Annotated in this window: 16 protein-coding genes, 2 tRNA genes and 1 pseudogene; 10 read left to right on the top strand and 9 right to left on the bottom strand. The window is 61.6% G+C overall.

Annotated features, from left to right (window positions below):
• Positions 1-9: 9 nt before the first annotated feature.
• The 6 genes from ACQ7JA_RS23335 to ACQ7JA_RS23310 form a co-directional block, all read right to left on the bottom strand.
• Positions 10-1218, bottom strand: a complete 1209-nt coding sequence (locus tag ACQ7JA_RS23335) for a glycoside hydrolase family 88 protein (protein ID WP_430902092.1) — start codon at positions 1216-1218, stop codon at positions 10-12.
• Positions 1219-1573: 355 nt separating this feature from the next.
• Positions 1574-2203: a hypothetical protein gene (locus tag ACQ7JA_RS23330; protein WP_430902091.1), complete on the bottom strand. Its 630-nt coding sequence runs from the start codon at positions 2201-2203 to the stop codon at positions 1574-1576.
• 85 nt (positions 2204-2288) lie between these two features.
• Positions 2289-2364, bottom strand: a tRNA-His gene (locus ACQ7JA_RS23325).
• A gap of 75 nt (positions 2365-2439) precedes the next feature.
• Positions 2440-3309 carry a glutamate racemase gene (gene murI / locus ACQ7JA_RS23320; protein ID WP_430902090.1) on the bottom strand — a complete coding sequence of 290 codons (870 nt, stop codon included), beginning with the start codon at positions 3307-3309 and terminating at the stop codon, positions 2440-2442.
• Positions 3310-3363: 54 nt separating this feature from the next.
• A complete protein-coding gene (locus ACQ7JA_RS23315; protein WP_430902089.1) occupies positions 3364-4899 on the bottom strand; it encodes a fumarate hydratase in 1536 nt (511 codons plus the stop codon).
• A gap of 24 nt (positions 4900-4923) precedes the next feature.
• Entirely contained in the window at positions 4924-5526 is a 603-nt protein-coding gene (locus ACQ7JA_RS23310) for a TIGR00645 family protein (protein WP_430902088.1), read from the bottom strand.
• Between the two features lie 210 nt (positions 5527-5736).
• Between ACQ7JA_RS23310 and acs the strand changes: the two genes are divergently transcribed.
• Positions 5737-7731, top strand: a complete 1995-nt coding sequence (gene acs, locus ACQ7JA_RS23305; RefSeq protein WP_430902087.1) for an acetate--CoA ligase — start codon at positions 5737-5739, stop codon at positions 7729-7731.
• A gap of 54 nt (positions 7732-7785) precedes the next feature.
• Here the strand turns inward: acs and ACQ7JA_RS23300 are convergent, their stop codons facing one another.
• Positions 7786-8106, bottom strand: coding sequence for a KTSC domain-containing protein (locus tag ACQ7JA_RS23300; protein WP_430902086.1), 321 nt, complete (start codon positions 8104-8106; stop codon positions 7786-7788).
• Between the two features lie 163 nt (positions 8107-8269).
• Here ACQ7JA_RS23300 and ACQ7JA_RS23295 point away from each other — a divergent pair, with 163 nt between their 5' ends.
• Both ACQ7JA_RS23295 and ACQ7JA_RS23290 read left to right on the top strand, forming a co-directional pair.
• Complete coding sequence (locus ACQ7JA_RS23295) at positions 8270-9199, top strand: lipase family alpha/beta hydrolase (protein WP_430902085.1); 930 nt, start codon at positions 8270-8272, stop codon at positions 9197-9199.
• Positions 9196-10131 (top strand): lipase secretion chaperone, encoded by a 936-nt coding sequence (locus ACQ7JA_RS23290; RefSeq protein ID WP_430902084.1) that lies wholly within the window; start codon positions 9196-9198, stop codon positions 10129-10131. The genes ACQ7JA_RS23295 and ACQ7JA_RS23290 overlap by 4 nt, the downstream gene beginning before the upstream one ends.
• A gap of 1 nt (position 10132) precedes the next feature.
• On the opposite strand, the gene ACQ7JA_RS23285 is transcribed toward ACQ7JA_RS23290, so the two are convergent.
• Together ACQ7JA_RS23285 and ACQ7JA_RS23280 are read right to left on the bottom strand one after the other, a co-directional pair.
• Positions 10133-12817, bottom strand: coding sequence for a polysaccharide deacetylase family protein (locus tag ACQ7JA_RS23285; protein WP_430902083.1), 2685 nt, complete (start codon positions 12815-12817; stop codon positions 10133-10135).
• A 138-nt stretch (positions 12818-12955) separates the two neighbouring features.
• The gene (locus tag ACQ7JA_RS23280; RefSeq protein WP_430902082.1) at positions 12956-13321 is read right to left on the bottom strand and encodes a VOC family protein; all 366 of its coding nucleotides are present in this window, start codon (positions 13319-13321) and stop codon (positions 12956-12958) included.
• Positions 13322-13402: 81 nt separating this feature from the next.
• Between ACQ7JA_RS23280 and ACQ7JA_RS23275 the strand changes: the two genes are divergently transcribed.
• The 7 genes and pseudogenes from ACQ7JA_RS23275 to ACQ7JA_RS23245 all read left to right on the top strand — a co-directional run bounded on the left by ACQ7JA_RS23275 (position 13403) and on the right by ACQ7JA_RS23245 (position 17714).
• Positions 13403-13726 carry a helix-turn-helix domain-containing protein gene (locus ACQ7JA_RS23275; protein ID WP_231058840.1) on the top strand — a complete coding sequence of 108 codons (324 nt, stop codon included), beginning with the start codon at positions 13403-13405 and terminating at the stop codon, positions 13724-13726.
• Positions 13727-13803: 77 nt separating this feature from the next.
• Positions 13804-13894 (top strand) — tRNA-Ser (locus ACQ7JA_RS23270).
• Positions 13895-13957: 63 nt separating this feature from the next.
• Positions 13958-14182 (top strand): annotated as a pseudogene (locus ACQ7JA_RS23265) (DUF6538 domain-containing protein); the annotation flags it as partial.
• A gap of 51 nt (positions 14183-14233) precedes the next feature.
• Complete coding sequence (locus ACQ7JA_RS23260) at positions 14234-14587, top strand: hypothetical protein (protein WP_430902081.1); 354 nt, start codon at positions 14234-14236, stop codon at positions 14585-14587.
• A gap of 3 nt (positions 14588-14590) precedes the next feature.
• Positions 14591-15553: a tyrosine-type recombinase/integrase gene (locus ACQ7JA_RS23255; protein WP_430902080.1), complete on the top strand. Its 963-nt coding sequence runs from the start codon at positions 14591-14593 to the stop codon at positions 15551-15553.
• Positions 15554-16109: 556 nt separating this feature from the next.
• Positions 16110-16958, top strand: a complete 849-nt coding sequence (locus tag ACQ7JA_RS23250) for a hypothetical protein (protein WP_430902079.1) — start codon at positions 16110-16112, stop codon at positions 16956-16958.
• A 210-nt stretch (positions 16959-17168) separates the two neighbouring features.
• Complete coding sequence (locus ACQ7JA_RS23245) at positions 17169-17714, top strand: NMCC_0638 family (lipo)protein (RefSeq protein ID WP_430902078.1); 546 nt, start codon at positions 17169-17171, stop codon at positions 17712-17714.
• The last annotated feature ends 360 nt before the right edge of the window (positions 17715-18074 follow it).

Genomic DNA, 18074 nt, shown 5'->3' with positions numbered 1-18074 from the left:
CCGGATGCGTCAATGTGTTGCGCTGGCGGCCTTCAGGCGCAGCAATGCTTCGAGAAAGTAGTAGTCGGCGTAGTTGAGCGGGACGTCGATTTCCTTGCCGGCCGGTTTGTGGCCGGTCGCGTGCTTGAGCAGGAAGCCGCCGTTTTCGCCCGTTGCTGCGAGGTAGGCGGGGGAGGCGAGGCTGCGCAGCTGGGCAGTGGCGAAGTCGCGGTACTTTTGTGCGGTGGCCTTGTCGGAGAAGCCGGCGAGTTCCAGCAGGGCGGACGCGGTGATGGCGGCGGCCGAGCTGTCGCGCGGGGCGTTCGGAATGGCGGCGTCGTCGAAGTCCCAGTACGGGACCTTATCTTGAGGGAGGCGCGGATGGTTCATGAAGAAGGCCGCGATCTTATGCGCCTGCTGCAGGTACTCGGGCTTCTTCGTCTCGCGGAACATCATGGTATAGCCATACAGGCCCCAGGCCTGGCCGCGCGCCCAGCTCGACGAATCCGCATTGCCCTGCACCGTGACCTTGCCGCGGATGGCGCCGGTCTGGGGATCGTAGTCGACCAGGTGCACGCTCGAGCCGTCGGGGCGGAAGTGGTTCTTGATCGTGGTGTCGGCGTGGGTGAGGGCGACGTCGCGGTAGTACGGTTCCCTGGCTTCGCGGGCGGACCAGGTCAGGAGCTCCAGGTTCATCATGTTGTCGATGATGACGGGGAAGGCCCAGGTGCTGTTCTTCCACAGGTCCCAGGACTGGATGCTGCCGACCTTGGGGTTGTAGCGGGTGACCAGCGTGGTGGCGCCGGCCAGCAGGGCGTCCCGGTAGCTCGGGTCCTTGGTGAGGCGGTAGCCGTTGCCGTAGCTGGCGCCGAGCATGAAGCCAAGGTCGTGCTGGGTCTTGTCGAACTTGGCCGGGGCCATGCGCGCGGTGTAGTCCTGGGCGGCGGCGCGCCATTTCTTGTCGCCGGTGGCTTCGAACAGGTACCACAGGGAGCCGGGGAAGAAGCCCGAGGTCCAGTCGCGTACGCCGACCAGTTTGACGTCACCGTTTTCGACGGTGCGGGGGACGCCTTCCTTCGATTGCACCTTGGGGAGCAGGGTCGCGTACTGCTTCGCGGCGGCGTCGATGCCGCGCTTGACCAGGGCGGCATTCGATTCATTGGCGGACTGGGCAAATGCAGGTGCTGCGGCGAGCAGGGCGATGCCTGCAAGCAGTGCGCGCGAGCTTGTTCGCGTCATTGATGTCTCCTGTTTGTTCTTCTGCTTGCATAAATCGTAATCACATCAAACAGCGAAGTCAACAGAATTAGGAAAACGCTTAACTAAAGATTTGTCGGGGGCGACTGACTGTTAAAAGACGGGGTTTTGGAAGACGTTTTTTCGGAATTTTGAGAAAACGTTTTTGCTCGCCTTTTCTCTCTGACGAAGGTGGCTTCAGGATGCCAACGCGGGGTGAAAACAAGGAGTGTTCACGTAACACTGGAAACGTTGCCAAATCACCACAGTCCGCGGATGATATAAGGCAAAATGGGGCAGACTTATTGCTAAAGGAAGATGGGGGAGCGCAAGCTGGGCCGTGCCGAAGGGGGGGAGCTCAGCCTGCTGTCAGCGAACGGTGGGCAATGTCCATCGCAGCTGCAGTGGATGCGGCGATAGCTTCCAGCTGTCCGTTCTTCTGCGTCCAGAACGACGCTAGCCTGCTGTCGTTCCTGAATGGGCCGTTGCCGACCAGTTGCTCGCTCGCGGATTCCACCGACACAAGAAGCGCGTGCATGTCGATGACCGGCTTGATCAGCTCTGCGAACAAGGGTTCCGCAGCCAGGGTCCGGATCATGATCTGCGCCGCCTGGATTCTCGAGCGTTCATGGAAGACATATCCTGCGCCGTCATCCGGCCAGGCGTCCTGCGCCCGCTGAGTCGCCCTGACTGCGTCGATGGCTTCGCCGATGACCGACTGGGCAAAGCTGGCGATCCGAAGATCATTCTTCGCATCGCGCGTTTTCTCCGCCTCCTGCTGCCTGCTGATCTGATGCTGGACCAGGGCCAGCGAAATCCAGATGGCGGACACCGAGCCGACGGCCTGGACCCAGGTCGCCCACTGTTCCGAGCTGAAGCGGTGTTTGATGCCGTAGAAGAGCAGCACGCCGATGACGAAGCCGGCAATGCCGAAGGCCGACAGGAGGGGATCGGTAAAGAGCTTCTTGGGTGAGGTGTGCCTGGCCATACGGCAATGTTAGCACCAGAGCCACGACCGCGAATATTTTAGGCAACAAAAAAGCCACCGCATGGGTGGCTTCCTGCTGAATTCTTGGGGTGGCTGATGGGACTCGAACCCACGACAACAGGAATCACAATCCTGGACTCTACCAACTGAGCTACAGCCACCACTGTCTTGCTTCTCTGTCTCGCTGTTTCCGAGACAGAACAAGATTATACAAAGGTCTGAGCGAACTGGCAAATCTAAATGTGTTGTGCGGTCGAGCCAGGCTGCGGAAGGCTGATTTCGACCTCGTGCACGGTCGGATCCTGCCCCAGCAGGGTGTTGAAGGATGCCCGCAGCGCCTCCCCGCTGGCAGTGGTGAAGCCGGTAAGGCCGGACGGCTGGCCGCCGGCTCCGCGCAGCAGCTTCGAGGCTTCCAGCAGCCGCGCCAGCTGGCGAGCGACGGCGTCGCCGGTGTCGATCAGCGCTACCTGCGCATCCGTATGCCTCCGGACCACGTCTTCGATCGATGCCTGTACCAGCGGATAATGGGTGCAGCCGAGCACCAGGGTGTCCGCGCCCTCGGCCAGCAGTGGCGCGATGTAGCGTTCCAGCATGGCCTCCAATGCAGGCGCGCCGGGTTCGCCGAATTCGATCTGGTCGGCCAGGCCCACGCAGGGCTGCAGCAGGAAGCGGGCGCCGGTCGCGGCGACGATCTGGTCGCGCAGCAGCAGGAATTTTTCGCCGGCGAGGGTGCGCTCGGTGGCCAGCACGCCCACCAGGCCGTTGCGGGTCGCGGCTGCGCCCGGCTTCAGGCCCGGCTCGACGCCGACGATCGGCATGTCGGGATAGTGTTCGCGCAGGATGCGCACGGCGGCGATGGTGGCGGTGTTGCAGGCCACGACCAGCGCCTTGGCGCCGCGTGACACCAGGAAGGCGCCGATGCCCAGCACGCGCTCGATGAGGACGTTCTCCGGCTTGCCGCCGTAGGGGGCGAAGGCGGTGTCGGCGAAGTACAGGAGATGCTCGTCCGGCAGCTGCGCCTGGATGTGGCGCAGCACCGAGAAGCCGCCGACGCCCGAGTCGAATATGCCGATCGGGGCGTCGTTGTGGATGGATGAAATGGCCATGTGGCGGCGCAGAGGGGAGTTGAACGCGTGGGCGGGAGACCCGCCCACCCTACGTTAAACCGATGCTACCGGAATGCCCTTCAGCGACTCGATCTTCGCCGACCATTCCTTCGGACCGGTGTTGTGGACCGAGGTGCCGGTGGCGTCGACGGCGACGGTGACCGGCATGTCGGTCACGTCGAACTCGTAGATCGCTTCCATGCCCAGGTCTTCGAAGCCGACCACCTTGGCCGACTTGATCGCCTTCGAGACCAGGTAGGCCGAGCCGCCCACCGCCATCAGGTAGGCCGACTTGTGCTTCTGGATCGATTCGATCGCCGCCGGGCCGCGCTCGGCCTTGCCGATCATCGAGATCAGGCCGGTCTTCTCCAGCATCATGTCGGTGAACTTGTCCATGCGGGTCGCGGTGGTCGGGCCTGCCGGACCAACGACTTCATCGCCCACCGGGTCGACCGGGCCGACGTAATAGATCACGCGGTTGGTGAAGTCCACCGGCAGCTGCTCGCCCTTGGCCAGCATGTCCTGGATGCGCTTGTGCGCGGCGTCGCGGCCGGTCAGCATCTTGCCGTTCAGGAGCAGGGTCTGGCCCGGCTTCCACGAAGCGACTTCCTCTTTGGTGAGGGTGTTCAGGTCGACGCGCTTGGATTTTTCAGTATCCGGGGTCCAGTGCACTTCCGGCCAGGTGGAGAGCGCCGGCGGTTCGATGTAGGCCGGGCCCGAGCCGTCCAGCACGAAGTGGGCGTGGCGGGTGGCGGCGCAGTTCGGGATCATCGCCACGGGCTTGGAGGCCGCGTGGGTCGGGTACATATTGATCTTCACGTCCAGCACGGTGGTGAGGCCGCCCAGGCCCTGGGCGCCGATGCCCAGCGCGTTGATCTTGTCGCACAGTTCGATACGCAGTTCTTCCAGCTTGTTCTGCGGGCCGCGCTGCTTCAGTTCGTACATGTCGATGTCTTCCATCAGCGACTCTTTCGCCATCAGCATCGCCTTTTCGGCGGTGCCGCCGATGCCGATGCCGAGCATGCCCGGCGGGCACCAGCCCGCGCCCATCAGGGGCACGGTCTTGATGACCCAGTCCACCAGCGAGTCGGACGGGTTCAGCATGACGAACTTGGTCTTGTTCTCCGAGCCGCCGCCCTTGGCAGCCAGTTTCACGTCGACGGTGTCGCCTTCGACCAGTTCCATGTGGACCACGGCCGGGGTGTTGTCCTTGGTGTTCTTGCGCTCGAAGTGCGGGTCGGCCACGATCGAGGCGCGCAGCTTGTTGTCGGCGAAGCCGTAGGCGCGGCGCACGCCTTCGTTGACGGCGTCGGTGACCGAACCGGTGAAGCCTTCGAAGCGGACGTTCATGCCGATCTTGAGGAACACGTTGACGATGCCGGTGTCCTGGCAGATCGGACGCTTGCCCTCGGCGCACATGCGCGAGTTGGTCAGGATCTGCGCGATGGCGTCCTTCGCCGCCGCACTTTGCTCGGTCTCATACGCGCGCGCCAGGTGCTGGATATAGTCGGCCGGGTGGTAGTAGCTGATGTACTGGAGGGCTGCCGCGACCGATTCGATGAGGTCGCTCTGGGTGATAACGGTTGCCATGGAAGTTCTCGATCAGGAGGTTATTTAATGTTTCGAATGCGTGGTCATGACGATGCGGTCGGTATAGGCGATGGCCATGGCCGACAGCAGGAAAGCCAGGTGGATGATGGTTTGCCACATCATGGTTTCCGGCTTGTAGTTCGCCGCATTGATGAAGGTCTTCAGCAGGTGGATCGACGAGATGCCGATGATCGCCATCGCCAGTTTCGTCTTGAGTACCGAAGCGTTCACATGCGACAGCCATTCGGGCTGGTCCGGGTGTCCTTCGAGGTGCATGCGCGAGACGAAGGTCTCGTAGCCGCCCACGATGACCATGATCAAAAGGTTCGAGATCATGACCACGTCGATCAGGCCCAGCACCACCAGCATGATGGTCGTCTCGGTCAGCTTGGTCGGGCGTACTGCGCCAGGCACCGTCACGACGTCCAGGATGTGCTGCAGCGAGGCGACATTGCCCATCGCCGCGCCGATCAGGTCCTTCAGCTCGACCCAGAAATGGAACACGTAAACGCACTGCGCCAGGATCAGGCCGAGGTAGAGCGGCAGCTGCAGCCAGCGGCTGGCGAAGATCAGGTTGTTCAGGGGGCTGAGTTTCTTTGCTTCGTTCGGGGGAATTAACTGCGCCATCGGGATGCGGACTCCTGGATGCTGGATAAATTACAGCCGAGCATTCTACACCCGTCCGCCCGTCCTTTGCCGGTTCTTCGCCGCTTTGCAGCAAGGTTGGTAGAATGCTATTCGACCAGCGGGCGTAGGAAAAAAGCCATGTAAGGGCTCAGTAAGCGAGCGCCCCTAAGGTGTCCGGTAAAAGCAAAACTTACTACTATGGAGACTAGTATGGCCGAGAACGAGAGCAATCAAGAATTCACGCTGCAGGAAAATCGCGTGTTCCCACCGTCGGCCGAATTCGCCGGCAAGGCCGCGATCTCCGGCATGGAAGCCTACGAAAAATTGTGCGCCGAAGCAGCCAGCGACTACGAAGGTTTCTGGGCACGCCTGGCGCGTGAAAACATCGACTGGCACAAGCCCTTCACCACCACCCTCGACGAATCGGACGCCCCGTTCTACAAATGGTTCGCCGACGGCCAGCTGAACGCGTCGTACAACAGCCTCGACCGCAATCTCACGAACGGTAACGCGGACAAGACCGCCATCATCTTCGAGGCGGACGACGGCGCCGTCACCAAGGCCAGCTACCGTGAGCTCCACGCCCGCGTCTGCCAGTTCGCCAACGGCCTGAAATCGCGCGGCATCAAGAAGGGCGACCGCGTCATCATCTACATGTCGATGTCGATCGAAGGCATCGCCGCGATGCAGGCCTGCGCCCGCATCGGCGCCACCCATTCGGTGGTGTTCGGCGGCTTCTCGGCGAAATCGCTGCAGGAACGCATCATCGACGCCGGCGCCGTGGCCGTCATCACGGCCGATGAGCAAAAGCGTGGCGGCAAGGCGTTGCCCCTGAAGACCATCGTCGACGAGGCGCTGGCGCTGGGCGGCTGCGACAGCATCCGCGACGTGATCATCTACCAGCGCACCGGCGGCCAGATCAACTTCACGGAAGGCCGCGACATCTGGCTGCACGAGCTCATCGACGATCAGCCGAAGGAGTGCGAACCGGAATGGGTCGACGCCGAACACCCGCTCTTCATCCTCTACACCTCGGGCTCGACCGGCACCCCGAAGGGCGTCCAGCACTCGACCGGCGGCTACCTGCTGTGGGCCGCGCTGACGATGAAATGGACCTTCGACCTCAAGCCGGACGACGTGTTCTGGTGCACGGCCGACATCGGCTGGGTCACCGGCCACACCTACATCTGCTACGGCCCGACCGCCGTCGGCGCCACGCAGCTCGTGTTCGAAGGCGTGCCGACCTTCCCGCACGCCGGCCGCTTCTGGGAAACCATCGCCAAGCACAAGGTCTCGATCTTCTACACCGCGCCGACCGCGATCCGTTCGCTGATCAAGGCGTCCGACGTCGACGAGAAAGTGCACCCGAAGAACTTCGACCTGTCGAGCCTGCGCCTGCTGGGTTCGGTCGGAGAGCCGATCAATCCGGAAGCCTGGATGTGGTATTACAAGAACGTCGGCCAGGCACGTTGCCCGATCGTCGATACCTTCTGGCAGACCGAGACCGGCGGCCACATGATCACCCCGTTGCCGGGCGCGACCCCGCTGGTCCCGGGTTCCTGCACCTTGCCGCTTCCGGGCATCATGACCGCCATCGTGGACGAATCCGGCGCCGACGTGCCGAACGGGCAGGGCGGCATCCTGGTGGTGAAACGTCCGTGGCCGTCGATGATCCGCACCATCTGGAACAATCCGGACCGCTTCCGCACCAGCTACTTCCCTGAAGAACTGGGCGGCAAATACTACCTGGCGGGCGACGGTGCGATCCGCAACAAGGACACCGGCTACTTCACCATCACCGGCCGCATCGACGACGTGCTGAACGTGTCGGGCCACCGCATGGGCACGATGGAAATCGAATCGGCCCTGGTGGCGCACCCGATGGTCGCGGAAGCGGCGGTGGTCGGCAAGCCGGACGACACCACCGGCGAGGCGATCTGCGCCTTCGTGGTGCTGAAACAGGCGCGTCCGAGCGGCGAAGACGCCAAGAAACTGGCGACCGAGCTGCGCAACTGGGTGGCGAAGGAAATCGGCCCGATCGCCAAGCCGAAGGAAATCCGCTTCGGCGACAACCTGCCGAAGACCCGCTCCGGCAAGATCATGCGCCGCCTGCTGCGCGTGCTGGCCAAGGGCGAGAACATCACCCAGGACGTGTCGACGCTGGAGAATCCGGCGATCCTGGATCAGCTCAAAGAGTCCGCTTAACGGCCCGATTCATGGCTGAGACGATGCCGCGCCGTGCAAACGGCGCGGCATTTTTTATTCCTCGCCGGGCCGCTTGAAGAGCTCGTCGAGAGGATTCGGCTTTTTCGGCGCAGGATCGGCGCCGAACAGCGCGTCCAGCTCAGCGCGCTGACTGGCGACCGCCGCGCGCCCGCGCTTGCCCGCGAATTCCTCTTCGATATTGTCGCGGTAAAAACTCCACGCAGCACCCGAGGTCGAGAAGCGCTTCCATACGTCGCTGCCGACGCCGGCGTAGTCGATGGCGGTGCCATCGTCGAACTCCACCCGCAGGATGCGCTCTTTCGAATCGTAGCCGATGGCGCGCAGTTTCCCGGCATTGATGCGTTTCATTTCCATGATGTAACTTTTTTAATTGCCATGCATGAATTATTGAGACAATTGGCTGCTTCGGCAAGCCATGGCATGTCGTGCGGCGATGTTTTCTTGTTGAATTTATAATTTTTGCGCGCGCTAACTCAGCCGTACGGACACGCAATGAATTCGACCACTCAGGAGACATATGAAGAAGACCTTCGCCAGATGGGCAGGCATGCTGTTGCTCGCCTTGTCCCTCGTCCCGGTATCCGCATCCGCCGCCGGCTATACCCAGACCAAGTATCCGATCGTCCTCGTGCACGGCATGCTTGGCTGGAATTCCATCGGCCCGTATGAATACTGGTTCGGCATCCCCGCCGCATTGCGGCGCGACGGCGCCCAGGTCTACGTGGCCCAGGTGTCGGCTGCCAACAGTACCGAAGTGCGGGGCGAGCAACTGCTCACCTACGTGAAGCAGGTCATGGCCGCCACCGGCGCGAAGAAGGTCAATCTGATCGGCCATAGCCATGGCGCGCCGACCGCGCGCTACGTGGCGTCGGTGGCGCCAATGCTGGTGGCGTCCGTGACCAGCGTCGGCGGCGCCAACAAGGGCGTACCGACCGCCGACATCATGCGCGGTGCGGCCCCGCCGGGATCGTATTCCGAGACGCTGCTGGTCTCGATCGTCGACGGCATCGCCAAGACCATCGCCTTCCTGTCCGGCGACCGCAATGCCCAGATGTCGGCAGCGGCGCTGGATTCGATGACCACGCTTGGCGCCGCCAAATTCAATGCCGCGCATCCCCAGGGCGTGCCGCTCACCGCCTGCGGCGAGGGCGATTACCAGGTCAACGGCGTCTACTATTTCTCCTGGAGCGGCGCGCGGCCGCTGACCAACTTGCTCGATCCGGTCGACAGCCCGTTGGCGCTGGCATCGCTGGCCTTCCGCGGCGAAAAGAACGACGGCCTGGTGGGAAGCTGCTCCAGCCGTCTCGGGCGCGTGATCCGCGACGACTACGGCATGAATCACTTCGATGAAATCAACCAGGTGGCGGGCCTGGTCAATCTGTTCGAAACCAATCCGCTCACGGTCTACCGCCAGCACGCCAACCGCCTGCGCGAGATGGGCCTGTGAGCCTGCGCGCCACCTTCATCGGCGGCGCGGCAGCCACGGCCGCGGTCGCGGCCTTGCTGTGGATCGCGGCGTTCGGGCAGGACGCCGCTCCGCCCGAGCCTGGCGCGGTTCCGGTCGCCGTGGCGCCGGCCGCCAGGGCGTTCGCGCCCTCGCTGGAGGGCACGCGGCCGGATGGCGCGGTCCGCGTTGCGCCAGATGACGGCATCGTCGTCGATGCGCAGCTGATCGCCCTGTTCGAGTATTACCTGAGCACGGTCGGGGAGAAGTCGCCAAGCGAGGTGAGGGTCGGGATCGAACGCGAACTGGATCGTACCCTGAGGCCGGCCGCAGCCGACGCGGCCAAGCGCGTGCTGGCGCGCTACCTGGCCTACAAGCGGGCGCTGGCTACATTGGAAGCCGGGCCGGAGCTGGCGGGCCCGGACGCGGCCTCGCTCGTGCGCCGGCTGGATGCGCTGGCACGGGTGCGTACGCAGTTCTTTACCAAAGCCGAGATCGCCGCGATCTTTGGTGAGGAAGACGCCGCGAACGCCGATGCCCTCGCGCGCTTGCGGATCAGCGAAGACCGTTCCCTGACGGCGCAGCAAAGGCAGGAACGCCTCGCTGCCCTGGACGCCAGCCTGCCGGCCGCCCTGCGCGAGGAGCGCGAGGCCCCCTTGAAGATCGCGCGCCTGCAGCAGGAGGCCGAGCGGATGCGCGCGGCGGGCGCAGCGGAAGAAGAGATCTTCCGCATGCGTGCCGAGGCCTTCGGTTCCGATGCGGCCGGCCGGCTGGTCGAGGTCGACCGGGAAGAAGCTGCCTGGCGGCAGCGGATCGGGGTCTATCTCGTCCAGCGCAAGGGCTTGAACGACGAAGCGGTGAAAGCGTTGCGCAGCCGCATGTTCAGCGAAGCGGAGCAGCGGCGCTTGCCGGTGTATGAGTCGGGACAGATGTGAGCTACAGCTTCTCCATCTGTTGCCGCGCATACCCTGCAGTCGGACTTTTCGGCGCAAGCTCCAGATACGTCTTGTACGCCCCCTTGGCCTTGTCGCCCTGGCCTGCGCGGGCGTACGCGTCCCCGAGGTTCATGTAGGCGATTGCCCGTGAAGGATCCATCCGGATCGCGTTCTCGAACCAGCGCGCCGCCTCCGCAAACTTCTCCTGTTTATAAAACACGAAGCCCAGGTTGTTGGCCGCGAGCGCAAAATCAGGCCGCAGCTTGAGCGCCTCGGTGAACTGGGCCTCCGCCTGCGCATACTGCTTTTCCTTGTAGAGCAGCAGCCCCTGGTCATTCGCGCGCTGCGCCTTCTGGCGCGCGGACACCGGCACCGCCGCCGGCGCAACCAGCTTGGTCTCGCCGCCCTGCAGGTCCTTCACGACCACCGCCGCGGCTGGCGCCGAGGCCTGGGCGTCGAGCTTGGTGTTGAGGGCAATCGCATCGTTCGACAGCTGCGCCGTGGACGTGTTCAGGAATTCGCTTTCTTCCGGCAGCTCGAACACGAATTCGCCACCCTCCGATCCCGGCAGGCTGCCGAAGGCCGGCGTCTGCTGCGACACGCTCGACACCGCCGGGGCCACATAGGCCGCGAGTTCCGTGCCGGTGATCAGGCTGTCGCCGTTCAGGTCGGCCTTGCCGCCCAGGCCTTGCAGCAGCGTCCAGGTGAAGACGGAATGACCGTTCGGCCCGCCGTCCGACACCAGCTGATCGCTGCCGCCCGCTGTCAGCATCTGGCGGCCCAGGCGCTTCGCGTTATCGCGCAGGAAGGAGGCATTCGCCGCACCGCGCGTGAGGCCCAGGCCGCTGTAGCAGGCGTCCATCACGAACAGTGCGTGCTTGGCCGGCAGGCTTTCCGCGATGTTCTGGATCTCGGTCATCGGAATCGCATCCGTGGCCAGCTTGTTCGGGTCGGCATCGACCGGCACGATGTAGCCGAGGTCGCGCCCCGAGCTCAGTTTGCGCGTCGCGCCATGGCCGGCGAAGAAGACGAAGATGCGGTCGTTCGGCTGCAGCCCGCCATGCGCCAGGCGGTCGTGGAAGGCGGACAGGATGCCGTTGCGGGTCGCGGCTTCGTTCTTGAGCGTGATCACGCGTTCCGGCGCGAAGCCGAATTTCTGCACCAGCATCTGTCCAACACCTTCGGCGTCGCGCACGGCATATTGAAGCTGCGGCCATTTCTGGTACTTGTCGATGCCGACCACGATGGCCCAGGAATTGGCATAACCCGTTGCCGCCGAACGCTGCACCGGCGCCGGTGCGCTGGCGCCAGAGACCTTGAACGATTCGCCATCCCAGCCGGCGAACTGGTAGCCCTCGGCCACCAGGCGGTCGAGAATGGCGGGCAGCGCCTTGACGGTGCGCTCGTGGATGTCGTGGAACAGGATGATGCCGCGGCCTTCCTTGTCGACGGTGCGCAACACGCGGTCGGCGATGGAGGAGGGCACCGGATCGGCCCAGTCGAGCGAATCGATATTCCACATCACCGAACGCAGGTGCGCATCCTCGAGCATCTGCATGCCTTCGCGGTTGCGCGCGCCGTAGGGAAAGCGGAACAATGGCGAACGCTGCGGATCGACGGCCTTGAGCAGGGCATCGGTATTCAGGATCTCGGCCTTCAGGTTGTCGCCGGTCTGTTTCGACAGCTGGGCGTGCGAGAAGCTGTGGTTGGCCAGCACATAACCCGACCGCTTCAGGCGGCGCATCACGTCCGCCCCGCCGTTCAGCTTGGCCTTGCCCTGGGCGTCGAGCGAACCGATGTTGCGGCCGACGCTGAAGAAGATCGCCGGCGCGTTGTACTGCTTGAGGATGGCCGCGATTTCTTCGCTGTAGCGGCGATGCGGGCCGTCGTCGAAGGTCAGCACCACGGTTTTCTTCGGCAGGGCCTTGCCGAAGATTTCGCCGTCTTCCGTGCTCGCCTGCGACGGGCCGGATGGCGCGGGCGCTTCCGGCCTGGCCGGGTAGGGGGCGATGACGCCGTAGTCCTTCAGGATGGCTTCGCGCTTGTACAGGGTTTTCAGGTAAGCGACGTAGCCGTCCCACTTCTCGCGCTTGAGCTGGATCGAGCGCGATTCGAAACGGCCGAACACCGCGCGGATTTCCTTCTCATAGTTACGTTCGATCTCCGCAAGCGCGTCGAGGTCTTCCGAAATGCGCTTGTGCAGCTTGATCGCCGGCAGCGAGGAATCCTTGGCGACCTGCGCCAGCAGCGACTGCATCAGCTCGCGGAAAGCGAGGCGGTCGGCATCGTAGAGGCCCTCGCCGGATTCGACATAGTCGATCAGGGTGCCGAGGGCGTCGAAGCGGGCGGGGTTGTTCGAGGTGAGGAGCTGGGCGAGGGCAGCATCGACCCTGTTGATGCGTTCCTGGTTCTCGTGGAAGAGCTGCTGGCCGACGCGGTTGGCCTGGGCCCGCTCGTCCGTCGAGAGCTTCGCTTCATCCTGCGTCAGCACAATGATCTTGCGGTAGGACGCCAGCATGGTTTTCATGTCGGCCGAGATGGCGCTGACATCCATGGCCGCCGGGTTGGCGGGCGCGGTGGCTACGGGGGCGGAAGAGGGAGACTTGAGACTGACGATCCAGCTGCCGGCCGCGGCGCCGGCCGCGGCGACAGTGAAGACGACGTAATACAGGACTTTGCGTTTCACAGCGTATTGATACCAAAGAGTTAAATTCGGGCAACGATATCACTGCCTTGCGGGCGCTGCTTGAGGAAAACGGCGTATCTGGTGGGCAAAAGCGACATTGCCGCCATGGTGGCGGCAATTTTATGCGGGGTGCGTAGCTCAGGAGGAAGAGAGCACGAAGGTATTGCCGTCCGGGTCGCGGAACTTGGCGAATGAGCCCCAGGGCTGCACGGTCGGCGGTTCGATGAACTCGACGCCGCGCTGGCTCAGCTGGCGATAGGTCGCTTCGACATTGTCGCAGGCGAAAGAGCCATTGAAGAACGTGCCGATGCGGTCTTCCTGGCCGTCCATCGTGAACAGCACCACGCGCGTACCGGCGCTGCCGATGCGCAGCTCGATCCAGCGCTTGCCCGGGCCCATCGGCTGGTCGGTGGAGATGTCGAAGCCGAGCTTTTCGGTGTAGAAGGCGAGGGCGCGGTCCTGGTCCGAGACAGGGATGCTGACGAATTTCAGTTGGGTGATCATGGTGGCTCATGCCGTGGTTGTCATGCCCGCCATTATCGTGGCAGACTCGACTTCCGCATGCTTTTTAATACTATAGTTTCCATGACTACCCGCCAGTCTTCGCTCGACGCCTACGTGTTCGAGGTCCTGATGCCCGACCTGGTCGGCCACGACCGCCGTCCGGCTGCCTTCGTCGTCTACCTTTACCTGCTGCACAGTGCGCAGGCCTTAGGGCGCGACCAGGTGCCGGCCAGTCTGCAGACAATCGCCGTCAAGACCGGGCTGTCGAAGTCGGCGGTGCAGGTGGCGCTGCGCCACCTGAAGCGGCGCGGGCTGGTAGGAGAGGACGAAGTCGGCACGCAGGTGAACCCGGTGCGGCAGGTGCTGCGCCCCTGGCGGAGGCGCTGGACCGAGGCAGCGGCGTGACGCTTGCGAGAACGGTCTTGTACAGAAGAGAATACTTGCTATAATAGGCGGCTTCGTGGACACACGAGACCCCATCAGGAGAGATGGATGAGTGGTTTAAGTCGCACGCCTGGAAAGCGTGTATAGGTTCATAGCCTATCGGGGGTTCGAATCCCCCTCTCTCCGCCACAGAATATCTAAGTGATTGAAAATTAAAAACTTCAATCACTTCAGTACCTTACAAAGACTTGACTGATACACGCACCTGATACACATTATCAGGATGGTCAAGTTGAAAAATCAAACCAATCTAGTCAAACGCAACCCAGCGGGGTCTACTACTTTCGCGCAAGGGTTCCCCAAGAGCTCGTCTCCGCCTTTGGCAAGGACGTCATTTTTGACAGCCTAAAAACCAAAGACCCGAAGGAGGCGACTGCACGGGCCGCTGCCCGAAGGAACGAGATTCAGCAAGCACTTGTGCAGGCGCGAGCAAGCACTGTTACGGCGAGTGGCCCGCTGCGCCGGCTCGTGCTGACCGACGAAGAAATTCAGCAAATTTGCGCGTCGTACAAGGCGAAATGGTTGGCGCAGGATGAGGAGATGCGGAGAGCTGGTTTGTCCGGCTCTGATGGCGAGCTGTACTCGGACATTATCAACGCCCACCATCAAGTGGTGACCATGGCCGCTGCTCGTGGGGATGTGTCCCAGATTGGCGGCGAGTTGAGGCGCCACCTGCGCGAACTTGGCTTGGATATCGACGAGGGTACCGAGTCGTACAGCAGATTGGCATACGCTGTGCTGGTAGCTGAAGCGGAAGTCAGTCATGCGCGGATGGAGCGGGAGGCCGGGCGTGCGGTGGCAACGCCGAAAGTCACGCATTAAGGCATGACCCTCGACAAAATAGTTGACTACTGGGCGAGCCATACGAGCGCATTGCCTCGCACAAAACGCGCCGTCCAAAGCGTGTTCAACGAACTGAAAATTCTCCATCCGGGCGTATCTGCAGGTGCGCTTCGCAAAACGCATCTGGTTCGGTTCCGAGATGCGTTGCATGAGCAAGGCCAGTCGCCCAAGACCATCTACAAGAAACTTTCATTCATCCACGCTGCATTTGCGGTCGCGTTGGACAGCGAACTGGTCGAGCGGAATCCTGTGGCTGGGGTGAAGTCTCCGAAAGACAAGCGGGTAGAGAAGTCCCGTATCCCGTTCAGTCTGGACGATTTGCAGAGCTTATTCGCGGCTCCGGTTCATGCCGCAGGCGCAAGGCCCAAGGGCGGCGGTGGCGAGGCGTCTTACTGGCTCCCCCTTATTGCTTTGTTCTCCGGCGCGCGATTGGAGGAGCTTGCGCAATTGAGGGTTGGCGATGTGAGGCAAGACGATGGATTCGGCTTCTACTTCAACATCACGACCGAGGGCGAAGGCAACCAACTGAAAAGCAAGAGCGCACGTAGGCGTGTCCCTGTCCATTCAGAGCTGGCCAATCTTGGCTTCTTTGAGTATATGGAAGCGTGCAAAAACACGAAGCAGGAATTCCTGTTCCCTGATTTGAAGCCTGATGTGCAGGGGAAGAGAAGCGGCAATTGGTCGAAGTGGTTTGGGCGATACAAGCGGCAACTCGGCCTCATAGACAAGCGCAAAGTGTTTCACTCATTCCGCCACGGCTTCATTGATGCATGCCGTGCTGCCGGGATTCAAACCGAAGTGCGTGATGTCTTGGTTGGACATGCGAACGACTCGGTAGCCGCTGAGTACGGCGAGGGACGGTATCCGATAGCGTCATTGTTCGATGCTATCCAGCGGGTGAAGTATGCCGGATTGGTCCTTCCGAGGCATTTAGATCGCCGCTAGGCGATCTAAATGCAGTCCTTTCCCTTCAATTCCGCTTTAAATTCAATTTCTTCGACGCCGGTGACCAAGGCGGGAGCCAGCGCGTAGCGATGGGACAAGCGCCCGGCGGCGCGCTGTCCCCTGTGAAGCTCGTGCCCCAGCACGACGAACAGGGCCGGGGGAGCCGGTGGACGAATAGCGGCGTCCAGCCGCGTTGCAGCGCCTACGCTGCAATGGCCATCCGGGGGCGTAGCCCCGCCCCCGAACGCAGCGCGGCCGGGCAAGGCATTCAGCAGTCGCAGACATACGCGTCCAGCGTATCCTGTAGCGCAGGTGGCCAGTTCTCGGCCAGCTTGTGATGTTAGCGGAAGGTGTGGAATGCCTTGCCCGGCCGCGAAGCGGCAGGAGGGGCGCAAGGTTTGCGACGTGGCGGGGCCCTAGCCCCGCAGCAAGCGGTCCCGCGTCCAGCGGGGGAAAGCGAGCGTTAGTCGATGGGCTTTTCTCGTCAAGCCACATGCGTGCGATTGCAGTTGCTACACATGGAAGTGCACATGGGTGCGCAACTATTGGAGCGAAGATGACGCGAACAAATTTCCCCGAAAATGTCCTGCCGACCGGTAAAGCGATGGATATGTCCGAGCCGCAAACGTTGGACAAGCGCCTTGTGCAAGAGCGCAATCGAACGGCAGTCCTGCACTGGCTATGGCGCTTTGGTTGGCTCACCAGCCGCATGATTTCCGCGCTCGTGTGGCCAGATGCCACCTACTCAGTAGCGATGACACGACGTACCCTACAACAACTGGTGGACGAAAAACTGATTATCGCCAGAGCCATGACAAAGGGAGGCACAGCTTACTTGTTAGCCGCCGAGGGGGCACGCCTGCTCAGCGAGCAGTGTGGTGTTGACGCAAGTAGCGGCAACTCGCTAACAATTGGCAACGCCGTGCACCGCGCTTGCAGCAACTGGTACTTGATTCGCGCAGTTCAGCGCGGCCTTGATATCGTCACCGAACACGAGATTGTGACCGAGCGAGGCCCGTATCGCGTCTTGCATGGCAAGCAGGCGGACGGCATTGTAATTGCGGAGGGTGGAGCGTGCGTCTGGGTTGAATGCGAGAACGCCAAGAAAGGTCGGACAGAACGCCATAAGACCTGCGCTTTAGTACAGAGCTGCCTTGGTCAAGTTCCGTCAGTTGAGCTGGCGCCGGGACTGTGGCTGGCGCGCGTCGCAGTGGTGGCAACGAACGAACAGGCACTGAGGTGGATGGCGGCATCATTCCAGCAGTTTCATCGCGACGGACTTTTGAGTGATGGACAAGTTGGGGATGTGGATGCTTGTTTGCTTCCGCTGACCGAGAGCATGGTCCCAGGTGAGTCAGTTGAAGGAAATATGTACTGGGATATCTTGCTTCCGGCTGCTGCATAGTCGGTCGCAGGTGCATTACAACAAGGGCCCCGCAAGTGGGGCCTTTTCACGATATTTTTATGCCCTTGCCTGCCTCCTACTCGTCTAGCTTCGGAGTGCAAGCAATTTGCGATGCTAGGTGAGATTTGGTGTATTTTTTAAATGAGCTAGATGCTATTCTCGGCGGCGCAGGTCGGATATTGCCAATCCTTTAAATTGATGGAATACATAATGAGAAAAATTGTTGGCGCGCTTTTGTTTGGCGTTGCGCCTCTAGTATTTTGCGCACCGCTGAAACCTGCTGAATCGGCGGCAGTACAGGTGGTTGACCAGTTCGTGCAAGGCTGTTTCATGAGCTTTCCATACCCGGAAAAATTTGCGGAATGGTTAGCCCAGCCAGGCTTTCAAAAGCTGTCAGGAACGGAGGCTTCCCAATATTTGGCAGGCAACTATGGGAACGCTTGGAATGTCCAACTCGACAAATCGCGGTTCGTCTTGACTAGTGTAGGAGCGAGTACGTGCAATGTCTTTGCAAATGACTTAGACGAGGCGATGACCAAGAATTTGGTGGTCGGCTTCTTGGACTACCTCAAGACACAAGGAGCTACATATCAGGCGAAGAATGTCACACCAGATGGTGCAGCGTCTGTTCTGTCCAGCACGAGCTACTCAGTTTCGATGGATGGTCAAGTCATTGTGAATCTAGTAGTGACGGTTGCGCCTCAAGGCGGTGGGAAATTCCAAATTGCGCTTTCCGCATCTAAAGCGGGCGCTTAATTCTTGTATTCGTCTTTGGCGAACGCTGTAAGGTATGCCCGGTAGGATAGTTGTAGATAGCATTAAATATAAGAAGGCGACAGGATGCACTACTCAAGAATCGTAAGTTGCTACGATAGCCCGGCGCAGCTTGCTGGCCGAACTGTAAAAGCCGTTCACTCAGAGTACAGCGTTGCAGCTTTTCGTCTCGACACTGACGAGGTGATTGCCTTCGCCGTAGAGGAGGTTTCGGTTGGGAGGTGGTTTGAAGTGTTTCCTCTTTGCCTGCACGAGCTGAATCGCCACGACTATCGTAGACACTCCTGAGCCATAATGTCGGGCACAAGGAGAAGATATGAGCGGTAAACGGTACACAGAAGA

Origin of the sequence: Massilia sp. BKSP1R2A-1 (assembly GCF_050586525.1) — a bacterium.
Taxonomy (GTDB): Bacteria; Pseudomonadota; Gammaproteobacteria; order Burkholderiales; family Burkholderiaceae_D; genus Telluria.
This window is presented reverse-complemented; position numbering and strand designations above follow the sequence as displayed.